10 protein-coding genes are annotated in these 13,610 nt (G+C 73.9%); 3 read left to right on the top strand and 7 right to left on the bottom strand.

The genetic code is table 11. From position 1 onward, the window contains the following. Positions 1 to 75: 75 nt before the first annotated feature. On the top strand, positions 76 to 594 hold the full coding sequence (locus IE153_RS16370; RefSeq protein WP_438817921.1) for an SSI family serine proteinase inhibitor: 519 nt from the start codon (positions 76 to 78) through the stop codon (positions 592 to 594). A gap of 586 nt (positions 595 to 1,180) precedes the next feature. After that, on the top strand, positions 1,181 to 5,932 hold the full coding sequence (locus tag IE153_RS16375; protein WP_189590426.1) for a hybrid sensor histidine kinase/response regulator: 4,752 nt from the start codon (positions 1,181 to 1,183) through the stop codon (positions 5,930 to 5,932). Between the two features lie 57 nt (positions 5,933 to 5,989). Here IE153_RS16375 and IE153_RS16380 read toward each other — a convergent pair whose 3' ends face one another. Then, a complete protein-coding gene (locus IE153_RS16380) occupies positions 5,990 to 6,568 on the bottom strand; it encodes a TetR/AcrR family transcriptional regulator (protein WP_189590427.1) in 579 nt (192 codons plus the stop codon). Positions 6,569 to 6,698: 130 nt separating this feature from the next. On the opposite strand from IE153_RS16380, the gene IE153_RS16385 reads away from it, so the two are divergent. Beyond that, the gene (locus IE153_RS16385) at positions 6,699 to 7,901 is read left to right on the top strand and encodes an MFS transporter (RefSeq protein ID WP_189590428.1); all 1,203 of its coding nucleotides are present in this window, start codon (positions 6,699 to 6,701) and stop codon (positions 7,899 to 7,901) included. An 83-nt stretch (positions 7,902 to 7,984) separates the two neighbouring features. Here IE153_RS16385 and IE153_RS16390 read toward each other — a convergent pair whose 3' ends face one another. The 6 genes from IE153_RS16390 to IE153_RS16415 all read right to left on the bottom strand — a co-directional run bounded on the left by IE153_RS16390 (position 7,985) and on the right by IE153_RS16415 (position 13,445). Beyond that, positions 7,985 to 9,673: a long-chain fatty acid--CoA ligase gene (locus tag IE153_RS16390; RefSeq protein WP_189590429.1), complete on the bottom strand. Its 1,689-nt coding sequence runs from the start codon at positions 9,671 to 9,673 to the stop codon at positions 7,985 to 7,987. 126 nt (positions 9,674 to 9,799) lie between these two features. After that, entirely contained in the window at positions 9,800 to 10,360 is a 561-nt protein-coding gene (locus IE153_RS16395) for a SigE family RNA polymerase sigma factor (RefSeq protein ID WP_031108631.1), read from the bottom strand. A 133-nt stretch (positions 10,361 to 10,493) separates the two neighbouring features. Further along, the gene (locus IE153_RS16400; protein WP_189590430.1) at positions 10,494 to 11,666 is read right to left on the bottom strand and encodes a lipid-transfer protein; all 1,173 of its coding nucleotides are present in this window, start codon (positions 11,664 to 11,666) and stop codon (positions 10,494 to 10,496) included. Then, complete coding sequence (locus IE153_RS16405; RefSeq protein ID WP_189590431.1) at positions 11,663 to 12,046, bottom strand: MaoC family dehydratase; 384 nt, start codon at positions 12,044 to 12,046, stop codon at positions 11,663 to 11,665. The genes IE153_RS16400 and IE153_RS16405 overlap by 4 nt, the downstream gene beginning before the upstream one ends. Further along, complete coding sequence (locus tag IE153_RS16410) at positions 12,043 to 12,957, bottom strand: bifunctional MaoC family dehydratase N-terminal/OB-fold nucleic acid binding domain-containing protein (protein ID WP_189590432.1); 915 nt, start codon at positions 12,955 to 12,957, stop codon at positions 12,043 to 12,045. The genes IE153_RS16405 and IE153_RS16410 overlap by 4 nt, the downstream gene beginning before the upstream one ends. A 161-nt stretch (positions 12,958 to 13,118) precedes the next feature. Continuing rightward, a complete protein-coding gene (locus IE153_RS16415; RefSeq protein ID WP_189590433.1) occupies positions 13,119 to 13,445 on the bottom strand; it encodes a hypothetical protein in 327 nt (108 codons plus the stop codon). Positions 13,446 to 13,610 lie beyond the last annotated feature (165 nt).

Raw genomic sequence — 13,610 nt, forward strand, 5'->3', positions numbered from 1 at the left:
CCTTGTCAGGCCCCTGCGGGTCCCCGCCCGGGCGGGCGCGCGCAACATCCGGGGCCGCGCCGCGTTAGGCAGGGCATGATGCGTGCCACTCCCCGGGCCACCGCCCGCCCCGTCCTGCGGCGCCTCCTCGTCGGTGCCGCCGCCTCCGTCGCCGCCGCCGGGTCGCTGACCGCGGCGCCCCCGGCCGCGTATGCCCAGGCCGGCGGGGCCGACCTGCTGTCCTCGATCCGGCCCGGAGGCGGTCCGGACCGCGATCACCTCACCGTCACCGTGCGGAACGCCGGCGACGGGGCCGACGGAACCTTCGAGCTCTACTGCGAACCCGTCGGCGGCAGCCACCCCGACCCCAGCGGCGCCTGCGCCGCACTGGAGCGGGACACGCGGTGGGGCCAGGACGTCTTCGCGCCCGCGCCGGAGGGCGGCTTCTGCACCATGCAGTACGGCGGGCCGGCCACCGCGCACGTCACGGGAACCTGGGCCGGACGACCCGTCGACGCCACGTACGACCGCCGCGACGGCTGCCAGATCTCCCGCTGGGACCGGCTCGTGCCGCTTCTGCCGAGGGTGGGGGGCGACCGGGGCGCCAAGGCCTGAGCGGGCCGCCCGGGCGCCGAGCCGCGGCGTCGCGGCCTCGGGGCGTCGGGGCGTCGGGGCGTCGGGGCGTCGAGCCGGTGGCACCTCGAGCCGGTGGCACCTCGAGCCGGTGGGGCGTCGGGCCGGTGGGGCGTCGACCCGTGGGCCGGCGCCCCGCACCCGGACACCCGCACCCGGACACCCGCACCCGGACACCCGCACCCGGCACCCAGCACCCAGCACCCAGCACCCAGCACCCAGACACTCCGCACCCAGCCCGGCCCGGCCCCCCAACCCCCGGCACACCCCGCCCCCCCCACCCCATTTGCGCCACTCTCCGCCCCCATCACGCCAGTCCGGCCAAAAGGTACAGAAACGCCGTCGTCGTAAAGGTCCCGCGAAGGTCCCGCGACGTCGTCGCAGGAGGGCGGGCGTTTGACGGTTACTCGGTCGTCAGTTCGGGGTCACTTCCTCGTGCGACCTCGCTCTCATCCGGCGTCGCGAGCGCAACCGCAGCCCTTAGACTCCCTCGCGTGACACGCCGCGGGACGGTTGGCAAGATGGCCCGAGCGGTCGGCAAGGTGCGGTAACAGGGAGGAAGCGTCTCGTGAGCAGCAGGCCATCCCGAGGCGCTGCTCGCCTCGCAGCCATACTGGACGCCCTTCCTGACGCGTTGGTGCTGGTCAACGCCAACGGCACGGTCGTCAACGCCAACACCATCGCCCTGGAGGCCTTCGAGACTCCGGGCACCGCTCTGGTGGGGCGTGGGCTGCTCGATCTGCTGCCGCAGTTCGACTCCAAGCTCATCCCCGGCTCCATGCGCCGGCCGGAGCACCTCGATCCGCACGCCCGGACCAAGCCCACCCGGATGATCGCGCGCAGGACCGACGGGACCGAGTTCCCCGTCGAGGTCACCAGTGCGAATCTCGAGAACGGCCAGCAGGCCTACGACGGTTACGGCTACACCGGCGACGAGCTGCTCATGCTCGTCGTGCGCGACCTGTCCGGGACCGTGGACACCGAGGCCGAGCTCGCCCGGTCCCAGCGGCAGACCGAGATGATCCTGCGGGCCGCGTCCGAGGGCGTCGTCGGGACGGACACCGACGGGCGCATCGTGCTCGTCAACCCGGCCGCCGCCCAGATACTGGGATTCCGGGCCAGCGACCTCGGCGGACGCGAACTGCACAACCTCGTCCTGCACTCGCGCGCCGACGGCTCGCCCTTCCCCTACGAGGACTCGCCGCTCGCCGACACCCTGCGCTCCGGGCGCAAGCACCGGGTGCGCGGGCAGGTGCTGTACTCCAAGGACGGCGGCAAGGTGCCGGTCGACCTGACGACCGCGCCCGTGCGCGACGGCGACCAGCTCGTCGGTGCCGTGATGACCTTCACCGACCGGCGGCCGTACGACGCCGTCGTCGAGGAGAAGGAGGCCGCGGAGAAGCGGCACGCCGAGGAACTGGAGCGGATCGCCGAGGAGCACGCCTCCGAGCTCACCGCGCTGCGCCAGCAGCACGTCACCGAGCTGGAGGAGCTGACCGAGCGGCACGCCGAGGAACTCGCCGCGAACGAGGACCGCTACGCCGCGCTCGGGGAGCGCGAGAAGGACCGGTTCGAGGCGCTCGCCGCCCGGCACGAGCAGTTGCTGACCCTGCTCGGCCGGTCGCTGCGCGGACCCCTGGAGGAACTGCGCCGCGAGCTGGCCGCCCTGGCCGCCGACGACGCCGGGCAACTGTGGCCCGAGGCCAACCAGGTGCTGCACCACCTGTCGGCCGGCTACTCGCGCATCACGACGCTGATCGACAACGTCCTCGGGTACCAGCGGCTCGACACCGGCAGTGAGAGCGTCTCCCGTACGAAGGTGATGCTGGACGCCGTCGTCGCCGCCGGGGTCGACGGGGCCGTCGAGCTGATCGGGCCCGGGCGGGTGCAGTTCGCCGTGCACGCGCCGCCCATCGAGGCCGAGGTCGATCCCCGGCTGCTCGCGACCGCCCTCGCGCATCTCGTCGCCGACGTCGCGGGGGTCGACGCGACCGGCAACACGCCCGTGTCGGCGGGCGGTTATCTGGACAACACCGTCGTCGTGGCGGCGGCGCAGCGCGGCGAGGTCGTACGCATCGAGGTGCGCGGGCCGTACGCCGGTGGCGACACCGTGCACGAGCCGATCGTGCGCGGGATCGTCCGGGCCCACGGCGGTGTGCTGCAGACGCATGACGTGCCGGGGATGAGCGGGAGCGCCTACGTCCTCGAGGTGCCGATCGGGGGCGGGGCCGGAGCCGTCGCCGCCCAGCCGGTGGACGACTCCGCCGCGCTCGCCCTCGTCGAACCCGCGGATCAGACCTCCGGTGGAGGGCGGCGCCGGGCACGTCGAGCCACCACCGACGCCTTCCTCGACGGCGACGTCACGGGCGGTGCGGGCGACGGGGCCGGTGGTCCCGGAGCCGACGCGCCCGGTGGTGCCACAGCCGACGGGGCCGTGCCCACCGGGCGGCGCAGGCGCCGGGCCGGCGGGGAGCAGGCGGCCCTGCCGGCGCAGGCGTCCGGTGAGGACTCCGCGTCGGGCGGCACCGGGCGGCGGCGGCGCGCGGCCGAGAACGCCGGTGCGGACGGCGTCGGCAGTGCCGTCCAGGGTGTGGCCGAGGGGGCCGTGGTGACGGCCGCCGAGCATGCGGCGGGTGCCGCCGCCTCGAACACGGGGCTGGGCGGGACCGTACCGCCGCAGGGTGTGCCCGGGCCGTCCGGGCGGCGCGCCCGGCGTGAACCCGGTGAGCAGGCCGCGCTGCCGCCGGCGCTGCCCGCGGCGCCCTCCGGTGGTGAGGCCGCTGGTTCGGCCGACGCGGATCAGGGGCAGGCCCAGCAGCCGACCGGGCGTCGGCGGCGTGCGCTGGCCGCCGCCAATGAGCGGGCCGCGGCCGCGCAGGAGGCCGCCGCCGGGCCGCGTCCGGTGTTCGCGCTGCCGCCGGCCGAGGCCGATCAGGCTCCGGCCCAGGCCCGGGCCCAGGCCCCGACCCCTGCTCAGCAGGAGGCTCAGGCCGGGCAGGGGCAGCAGGTCGCCGGTGGTCCCGGCGGTCCCGCGGGTGCTCCGGGTGTGGTGCCCCCTCAGGGGCAGGGGGCCGTGGCTGTTCCCGGAACGGCTGTTCCCGGAGCGGTTGCTGCCGGTGCGGGTGCGGTCGAGGAGGGCCGGCACGACGCCGTTCCGCACGACCAGTCCGCCGACCACACGCCGCCGCAGCCGCATCCGACCAGCGCGCCGACCGGTCGTCGGCGACGGGCCGTCGCGGCCCCGCATCCGGCCGAGGCGACGGAGGCGGCCGGAGCGCAGGTGCCGGGGAGTGCCGGCCAGGTGGGCCCCGTGCCCCCGGGCGCCGTACCCGCAGCCGGTCCTGTGCCTCCCGGTGCCGCACCGGCAGCCGGTCCCGTTCCTGCGGGTTCTGCACCTGCCGCATCCGCATCCGCCGCTCCCGCGCAGGCCGTGCCGCCGCAGGGCGTGCCGGTCCAGGCCGGTGTGGCCGCTCCCCCCGTCGCGCCGGGTACCGCCGTGCCGCCGCAGGGCGTGCCGATTGCCGCGCAGGGGAACACGGTGCCTCCGCAGGGCAACACCGTTCCTCCGCAGGGGAACGCCCCTCAGGTGGCCGCACCGCAGGGTGTGTCCGTCCCCGCTCAGGGCGGGCTCGGGCAGAGTGTGCAGGCCGCTCTCCCGGGGCAGGGTCTCCAGCCTCCCGCCCCGGCCCAGACCTTGCCGCAGCAGGGCATCGCCGCACCGGTTCAGCAGCAGTCCGCCGGCCGGCCGCTCCCCGCGGAGGCCGCACCCGGGCAGGGCACCCCGCCCCAGGGCACGCCTGCTCAGGACACGAACGCCCAGGGCGTGAACACCCACGGAACCCCGCCGCCCGGCGGCACCCCCGCGGCCCAGCCCTGGCCCGCCGCCGACGAGACGTCCGGGGCCGGTGCCGCGCACCCCGCGCCGCCCAACGGCACGCCGCCCCGGCCCGTGCAGCAGAACACCCCCGCCCCGGGCACCCCGCTGCCGCCGGAAGGCGCGCCGCGGGCGGCTCAGCCGCTGCCCGCGGAGGCCGCGGCGCCCCCCGTCGATCCGAACTCGACGCAGGGGCGGGCGATCAGCGTGCGCACGCTGGGCCAGGGCGTGCCGTTCACCCGGCAGGCGGCCCAGGTGCAGCAGCCGTCGGCCATGCCCGTCCCGCATTCCGTCCCGCAGCAGTCGGCGACGCCTCCCCCGCACCAGCCGGGCGGATCGGGCCGGCGCCGCAAGCTGGGCACGCCGCCCGACCCGGCGACGCGTACGGACCAGGCGGCCCGCTCCGAGCAGGGGCAGCCGCGTCCGGCCGACCAGGCGCCCCGTCCGGAGCAGGGCGCGCGCCCGCATCCGGGCGCCGAGCACACGCCGCCGCCCGTCGCCACGCAGATCCCCGCCCCGGCCACCGCACCGGTCCCGGCGCAGCCGTCCCTCGCCGGTCAGTCGCGCCTCGCGCATCTGACCGAGGGTGGCGGACGGTCGTACGCCATAGGCGCACCGGACGAGAACGCCGCCGAGGGGCCCGAGCCGCTGGACGGGCCCGGTGGGGCCGTCGAGGTGGCCGATCCGCCGCGGCCGCAGCCGATGGACGACGAGTTGCCGCCCGAGCCGCTGGACAACCCGCGGCGGCTGCTGGTGTGGCCGGCGCCGGACGTCAGCACCCAGCAGGCGCTGAGCGACCGCGGCTACCGGCCGGTGATCGTGAACTCGCGTGAGGAGGTCGACGCGCAGATCGCGGCCTTCCCCGCCGCGCTGTTCGTCGACCCGCTGACCGGGCCGATCACGCGTACGGCGCTGCAGTCGCTGCGACAGGCCGCCGTGGCCGCCGAGGTGCCCGTCCTCGTCACGGCCGGGCTCGGCCAGGCCTCGCGGGACGCGGCGTACGGCGCCGATCCCGCCGTGCTGCTGAAGGCGCTGGCACCGCGCGACACTGAGCAGCACCCGCCGCGGGTGCTGCTGATCGAGGAGCACGCGGAGATCGCGCTGGCGCTGACGGCGACGCTGGAGCGGCGCGGGATGCAGGTCGCGCGGGCCGCGAGTGACGCGGACGCGGTGACGCTGGCGGGGCAGTTCCGGCCGAACCTGGTCGTGATGGACCTGCTGCAGGTGCAACGGCGGCAGGAGGGGTTCGCCGGGATCGTCGACTGGCTGCGGGCGAACGGGCAGCTCAACCGCACCCCGCTCGTCGTCTACACCGCCGCCGTCGACCAGGCCGACCTGCCGCGGCTGGCCTCCGGGGAAACGGTGCTGTTCCTCGCGGAGCGGTCCACCAGCCCCGAGGTGCAGACCAGGATCGTCGAACTGCTCAGCCGGATCGGCACCAACTAGCGACCCCTGGCCGGCCACGGCACCAACCAGCCGCCCCTGGCCTGCCGTCCGGGTGGGCTAGCGTGCCGTCAGCCGGCGTGCCGCCTCCTTCACGGACGCGCGCAGGCGGTCCCGGTCCGGCTCCCCCTCGCCGACGAGGATGCGCCGCATCTGCGGGACGACGGCGGTCCAGTTGGCCAGGGCGGTCAGCAGGAACAGCAGGTCGGCCGCCGGGATCGCGTCCGTGACGGCTCCGCGCCGCTGCCCCTCCCGGAGGGCGGCGACCTTGCGGGCGTAGTGCTCCTGGCGGTCGGACTCGTGGGGCAGTTCGGTGCTGCCGTACTCCAGGCCCTCCCAGAAGAGCAGGCGCAGCAGCTCCGGGTGGGCGGCGTGGTAGTCCATCAGGCGGTCGATCCAGCTCTCGATGTCGTCCGGGTCGACGGGGACGGCCTCGGCGAGGTGGAGCATCTTCTTCTCGAGGACGATCGCGAACAGCTCGGCCTTGTTGCCGAAGTAGGCGTAGATGAGCTGCTTGTTCGCCTTCGCCTCGCCGGCGATGCGGTCGATGCGGGCGCCGGCGATGCCGTGCCGGGCGAACTCGGCGACCGCCGCCTCGAAGATCCGGGCCTTGGTGGCCTCGGGGTCCCTTGCTGCCATGGGGGAGAGGGTAGCGCGCCAGGGTAACCAACTGTTTGGTTGACAGGGAATGGAGGGGCGGCTCAGACTGTTCCCTCACCAGCCAACCAACCAGTTAGTTGCTAGAGCCGACTCCAAGGAGTCCCCTCCCATGCCATCAGCGACCACCACCGCCCCCGCCCGGGCCACGACCCCGGTGCGGCAGTCCCGTGAGCCCGCCCCCGGGCTCTTCCTCACCCTGCTCGCCGTGTGCAGCGCGGTCACCGCCGCCAACATCTACCTCGCCGCGCCGCTGCTCCCGCTCATGGCCCGGGACTTCGGCTCGGCGCCCTCGGCCATCGCCTGGATCGCCTCGGTCGCCCAGCTCGGCTACGCGGTCGGGCTGCTGTTCTTCGCCCCGCTCGGCGACAGTGCGAACCGGCGCCGGCTGGTCGCCGGACTCACGCTCGTCACCGCTCTCGCGCTCGGGGCCAGTGCGGCCGCCCCGGGCGCAGCCGCCCTCGCGGTCGCGATGTTCGTCGCCTCTGCGGCGACCGTCATCCCCCAGCTGCTCGTCCCCCTGGTGGCCGAGCGGGCTCCCGCCGAGCGGCGTGCCCGGCATGTCGCGGCGGTCATCGCGGGGCTCTTCACCGGCATCGTCGGGGCCCGGGTGCTGGGCGGACTGGCCGGGCAGGCCTTCGGCTGGCGCTGGGTGTTCGCCGGCGCGGCCGTGCTCACCCTCGCCCTGGGGCTCGCGACCGCGCTGGTCCTGCCGTCGCGGCGGCGCCGGGAAGGCCCGCTGTTCGCGGGGCTCGTCGCGCTGCCGTCGGTGCTGCGGGGCTCGCCGGAGCTGTGGCGGGCGTGCGTCCGGCAGGCCGGGATGTTCGGTGCGTGGAGCGCACTGTGGACCTCGCTGGCCCTGCTGCTGACCGGGCCGGAGTACGGGCTGTCCACCGCGACCGCCGGGCTGTTCGGCCTGTTCGGCCTGACCGCGAGTGCGGTGGCGCCGCTGGCGGGCGGACTGGTGGACCGGTTCGGGGCGGCGCGGGTCGTGCGGTCGGCCTATCTGATCGCCGCCGTGTCCGTACCGCTCTTCTGGCTGGGCGGGCACGTGCTGGGGGCGCTGTTCGCCGCCGCGATCGCCGTGCACGCCGCGCTGGTGGCCTCCCACGTCGCCAACCAGACCCTCGCCCTGACGGCGACCTCCACCCCCGCCACGGCCAACACCGCCTACGTGGTCGCCGGTTTCGCGGGCGGCGCGGCGGCCTCGGCTCTCGCGGGGGTTGCCTTCAGCCACTTCGGGTGGGGCGGGGTGTGCGCGGTCGCGGGTGTGTGGCTGGTGCTGGGGTGGGGGCTGACCTCCATACGGCGGTGAAGCAGTCCTGCGGCACGCGCGTGCCCGGCGTGCGGATACGAAAGAGCCCCCGGACCCAGCCGGGGGCTCCTCTGGCCGGCCCGTCAGCCGAGGGACGTGACGTCCAGCTCCCCCTGGGCGTACTGCCTGCGCAGCACCTTCTTGTCGAACTTTCCTACGCTCGTCTTCGGGACCGCCGCGATGACCGTCCAGCGCTCCGGGAGCTGCCACTTGGCGATGTGGCCCTCGTCGGCGAGGAAGGCGCGCAGGGTCTCGAAGGTGGCGGTGGAGCCCTCCTTGAGGACGACCGTGGCCAGGGGGCGCTCGCCCCACTTTTCGTCGGGGACGGCCACGACGGCCGCCTCGGCGACGTCCGGGTGGGACATCAGCGCGTTCTCCAGCTCCACCGACGAGATCCACTCGCCGCCGGACTTGATGACGTCCTTGGCGCGGTCGGTGAGGGTGAGGAAGCCGTCGGCGGAGATGGTGCCGACGTCGCCGGTCTTGAGCCAGCCGTCCTCGCTGAACTTGTCGGCGGGACGCAGCGGTTCGGCGTCGGGGCCGTTGTAGTAGGCGCCCGCGATCCAGGGGCCGCGCACCTCCAGCTCACCGGCGGACTCGCCGTCCCAGGGGAGGCGTTCGCCGCCGGGGCCGGTCAGGCGGGCCTCGACGCCGGCCGGGAAGCGGCCCTGGGTGAGGCGGTAGGCGAACTCCTCCTCCGTGCCGGTCACACCGGCCGGCGGACGGGCGATGGTGCCGAGCGGGGACGTCTCCGTCATGCCCCAGGCGTGGCAGACCCGCATGCCCAGCTTGTCGAAGGCCTCCATCAGCGCGGGCGGACAGGCCGAGCCGCCGATGGTGACCTGGCCGAGGGAGGAGACGTCGCGGGGGTTCGCCGTCAGTTCGGCGAGCAGGCCCTGCCAGATGGTGGGGACGGCGGCGGCGTGGGTCGGCCGCTCGCCCTCGATCATGGCGGCGAGGGGGGCCGGCTGGAGGAAGCGGTCCGGCATCAGCATGTTCACGCCGGTCATGAAGGTCGCGTGCGGCAGGCCCCAGGCGTTCACGTGGAACTGGGGGACCACGACCAGCGAGGTGTCCTCGTCGGTCAGGCCCATCGACTGGGCCATGTTGACCTGCATGGAGTGCAGGTAGATGGAGCGGTGGCTGTAGACCACGCCCTTGGGGTCGCCGGTGGTGCCGGAGGTGTAGCACATGGCGGCGGCCTGGCGTTCGTCCAGCTCGGGCCAGTCGTACGAGGTCGGCTTGCCGGCGATCAGGTCCTCGTACTCGTGAACGTGGATGTGACCGACGGCCGCGTCGGCGAGGAGGGAGCGGTCTCCGGGGCCCGTGACGACCACGTGCTCGACCGGCTTGAGGTGCGGCAGCAGCGGGGCGAGCAGGGGCAGGAGCGAACCGTTGGCGATGATCACGCGGTCGGCGGCGTGGTTGACGATCCAGGCGAGCTGCTCGGGCGGGAGGCGGAGGTTCAGGGTGTGCAGGACCGCGCCCATGGACGGGATCGCGAAGTAGGCCTCGACATGCTCCGCGTTGTTCCAGGCGAGGGTCGCGACGCGCTCGTCGCCGGTGACGCCGAGGTCCTCCCGCAGCGCGTGGGCCAGCTGGGCCGCGCGGGCGCCGATCTCCGCGAAGGAGCGGCGGTGCGGCTCGTCCTCGCCGGTCCAGGTGGTCACCTGCGATGTCCCGTGGATCGTCGACCCGTGGGTCAGGATCCTCGAGATCAGCAGCGGTACGTCCTGCATCGTGCTCAGCACGGCGTCCTCCCGGGGCGACATTGCCTACGCGGTGGTAAAGGTTGCGCTGATTCTGCGCACATACCGCGCGGTATGTCACTAGGACCGGGCGATCGATCACATCACGCCATGCCGGAGGAACAGCTCACAGCCGGGCGGAACGGCTTTTCACTGGCGGACGAGCCCCAGCTCAGCGTCCTCGCGGAGCTTGCCGAGCGCCCGGGAGACGGCCGACTTCACCGTACCCACCGAAACGCCGAGCACCTCGGCCGTCTGCACCTCGCTGAGGTCCTCGTAGTACCTGAGGACCACCATCGCCCGCTGCCGGGCGGGCAGCCGCATGATCGCCCGCCACATCGCGTCACGCAGTGCCTGCTGCTCGGCCGGGTCGTCACCGCCCGGAACCGGGTCCGGCTCGGGCAGCTCCTCGCAGGCGAACTCGTCGACCTTGCGCTTGCGCCACTGCGAGGTCCGGGTGTTCAGCAGGGCCCGACGCACATAGCCGTCGAGGGCACGGTGGTCCTCGATGCGCTCCCAGGCGACGTACGTCTTGGTGAGGGCGGTCTGCAGCAGGTCCTCCGCGTCGCTCGGGTTGCCGGTGAGCGAGCGGGCGGTACGCAGCAGCACCGGCTGGCGGGCCCTGACGTACGACGAGAACGACGGGTAGGGAAGGGTCTGCGCCGCTGGTCCGGCCGCCTTCGAAGCGCTCGTGCAGACGAGTGTGGTCATGGCTCAACGCTATGAGCGGGAGCACCGCGAGCGGATCGGCCGCAGGTCCCGAAGCGGGGTCCCCCTCAGGTTGTAGGGGTAGGGCCCGCTGCACCTCCTACAGGTGGAGCGCCGGCCCCGGGGTACTGCGGGTTCACCCCTGCGGGTCGGCGGTGAGGACGAGTCCCGACGTGGGTACGCCCGTCCCCGCCGTCACCAGGACCCGCTCCGCTCCGGGCACCTGATTCGCCGCGGTGCCCCTGATCTGCCGGACGGCCTCCGCGATGCCGTTCATGCCGTGCAGGTACGCCTCCCCCAGCTGCCCGCCGTGCGTGTTGAGGGGCAGGTGCTCCTCGGCCACGAAGTCCGCCGCCTCTCCGGGGCCGCAGAAGCCGAACTCCTCCAGCTGCGTCAGCACGAACGGCGTGAAGTGGTCGTAGAGGATCCCGACGTCGATGTCGGCCGGGGCGAGACCCGAGGTGCGCCACAGCTGCCGGGCGACGACCGCCGCCTCGGGCAGGCCGGTCAGGTCGTCGCGGTAGAAGCTCGTCATCTGCTCTTGGGCGCGTCCGGCGCCCTGGGCCGCCGCGGCGATCACGGCGGGCGGGTGGGGCAGGTCGCGGGCCCGTTCGACGGAGGTGACGACGAGGGCCTGGCCGCCGTCCGTCTCCTGGCAGCAGTCCAGCAGCCGCAGCGGTTCGACGATCCAGCGCGAGGCGGCGTGGTCGGCGAGGGTGATGGGGCGGCCGTGGAAGTGGGCCGCCGGGTTGGTCGCCGCGTACTTCCGGTCGACGACCGCCACGTGCCCGAACGCCTCCGGGGTCAGCCCGTAGGTGTGCAGGTAGCGCTGGGCGGCCATCGCCACCCAGGAGGCCGGGGTGAGCAGGCCGAACGGCAGCGACCAGCCGAGGGCCGCGCCCTCCGCCGAGGGTTCCCGGTGCCGCACCCCGGAGCCGAAACGGCGGCCCGAGCGCTCGTTGAACGCCCGGTAGCAGACGACCACGTCGGCCACGCCCGCGGCGATCGCCAGGGCGGCCTGCTGGACGGTGGCGCAGGCCGCGCCGCCGCCGTAGTGGATCCGGGAGAAGAAGGAGAGCTCCCCGATGCCCGCCGCCTGGGCGACGGTGATCTCGGGGCTGGTGTCCATGGTGAAGGTGACCATTCCGTCGACGTCGGCGGGGGTCAGCCCCGCGTCCGCGAGGGCCGCCCGCACCGCCTCGACGGCGAGGCGCAGTTCGCTGCGGCCCGAGTCCTTGGAGAACGCGGTGGCACCCACACCGACGACGGCCGCGCGCCCGCCGAGTCCGTCCCGCCCTGCGAGACTCATACCGGGACCCTCACCGTCACGGTGCCGGTGACGTGCTCGCCGAGGCCGTTCGCGCCGACGACCCGGACGGTCGCCGTGTCACCGTCGACCTCCTCGACCGTGCCGGTCAGCACCATCGTGTCGCCGGGGTGGTTGGGCGCGCCGAGCCGGATGGCGACCCGGCGCAGCTCCGCCCGCGGGCCGAAGTGGTCGGTGATGTAGCGGCCGACCAGGCCGTTGGTCGTCAGGATGTTCATGAAGATGTCGGGGGAGCCCTTCTGCCGCGCCAGGTCCGGGTCGTGGTGGACGTCCTGGTAGTCGCGGGAGGCGATCGCCCCGGCGACGATCAGGGTGCGGGTGATGGGGATCTCCAGCGGCGGGAGCCGGTCGCCGGGCTTCACGGTGTCACCCCCTGGAAGACGGGCAGCACCAGTTCGTCGTCGTAGCGCCGGAACTCCAGCCGCACCGGCATGCCGATCCGCACCTTGTCGTACGGCACGCCCACCACGTTGCTGACGATCCGCACCCCCTCGGCGAGCTCGATCAGCCCTACCGCGTACGGCGGTTCGAAGGCCGGGAAGGGCGGGTGGTGCATGACGACGTAGGAGTGGACGGTGCCCTCGCCGCGCGCCTCGACGGTGTCCCAGTCGGGGGAGCCGCAGCTGGTGCAGCCCGGCAGCCAGGGGAAACGCAGGGTGGTGCAGGCGGTGCAGCGCTGGATGAGGAGCGCGTGGCGGGCGACGCCCTCCCAGAAGCCTGAGTTGTCGCGGTTGACGACGGGGCGGGGGCGGCGTTCGGCCGGTTTCGAAGGCCGGTGTGCGGGGGCGTACTTGAGGATGCGGAAACGGTGGGTGCCGGCCGGCTCGCCGCCCGCGCGGACGTCGGTGCGGGTCGTGATGAAGTAACCCGCCCCGAGCTTCGTGGTCTTGCGGCCGGACACCGACTCGATCACCGAGTCGAACGTGATCTCGTCGCCCGGACGCAGCGGGCGCAGATACTCCTGTTCGCAGTCGGTGGCGACGACCGCGTCGTGGCCCGACTCGTCGAGCAGGGTGAGGAGTTCGTCGTAGGCGGCCGTGCGTTCCGGGCGGCGGGTGAGGCCGGCCATCGTCCACGCCTGGAGCATGGTGGGCGGCGCGACGGCGTCCGGTCCCGTGTACGCGGGGCTGGTGTCGCCCATGGCCTCGCACCAGTGCCTGATCATCGGCTCGTTGACCGGGTCGCGGCCGACCCCGGTGGCGGCGGCCGGCCGGCCCTCGTAGGCCTTCAGGCGCGCCTCGAACTCCTCGTGGACCTCCGGCTCACCACTCACGGTTTCTGACTGTCCGTCAGATACGCGGGCGCGTCAAGACCCCGCAGACGCGAAAACGCCTGAGCGGCGGTACCGGAGTACCGCCGCTCAGACGTTTGTGACCCCCACGAAGCGCATCCCCACGACACCCGGGCCGGCGCCGCCGCACCGGCCCGCTCAGCTCACCACCACAGGGGGGTGAAGCTGACGGCGGTGTTGTCGTTGCCCTGGATGACGGCCGTGGGCTCCGTGCCGTTGACCTGGGCGGTGTTGCTCTGGTTCAAGGCGCCGTCACCGACGGCCTGCTGCTGGGTGGTGGCCGCGTTGCCGAAGTTGTCGCCGCCGACGCCGCTGCCGAGGAGGCCCTGCTCGTCCTCCGTGACGGACGCGATGGATCCGTTGTCCGCGAAGGCGCCGTTGTCCGCCGTCGCGACACCGGCGAAGAGGGCGACTGCGAGCGGAAGGGCGGAGACGGCTGCGATGACGCGGACGGTACGGATGCTTGCCATATTTCTTGTCCCTCCAGGACGTGCGTGAAGTACTGCTGTCACCAGGGGAGTTGGCCGACCGCCCTGGTCCGTTGCTCGACGTCGCGAGTCCAGAGTTGCCCACCGAATCCCCGGCGAACCACCCCGGAAGCCACTATTCGCACGCAAGCGTGAGGACATGTCGAT

This window comes from Streptomyces massasporeus, assembly GCF_014648995.1.
GTDB lineage: Bacteria > Actinomycetota > Actinomycetes > Streptomycetales > Streptomycetaceae > Streptomyces > Streptomyces massasporeus.

Coding starts and splice junctions, on each gene's coding strand:
- IE153_RS16370 (WP_438817921.1), top strand. CDS start 76: ATGATGCGTGCCACTCCCCGGGCCACCGCCCGCCCCGTCCTGCGGCGC.
- IE153_RS16380 (WP_189590427.1), bottom strand. CDS start 6,568: ATGGCAGCAAGGGACCCCGAGGCCACCAAGGCCCGGATCTTCGAGGCG.
- IE153_RS16385 (WP_189590428.1), top strand. CDS start 6,699: ATGCCATCAGCGACCACCACCGCCCCCGCCCGGGCCACGACCCCGGTG.
- IE153_RS16390 (WP_189590429.1), bottom strand. CDS start 9,673: ATGTCGCCCCGGGAGGACGCCGTGCTGAGCACGATGCAGGACGTACCG.
- IE153_RS16395 (WP_031108631.1), bottom strand. CDS start 10,360: ATGACCACACTCGTCTGCACGAGCGCTTCGAAGGCGGCCGGACCAGCG.
- IE153_RS16400 (WP_189590430.1), bottom strand. CDS start 11,666: ATGAGTCTCGCAGGGCGGGACGGACTCGGCGGGCGCGCGGCCGTCGTC.
- IE153_RS16415 (WP_189590433.1), bottom strand. CDS start 13,445: ATGGCAAGCATCCGTACCGTCCGCGTCATCGCAGCCGTCTCCGCCCTT.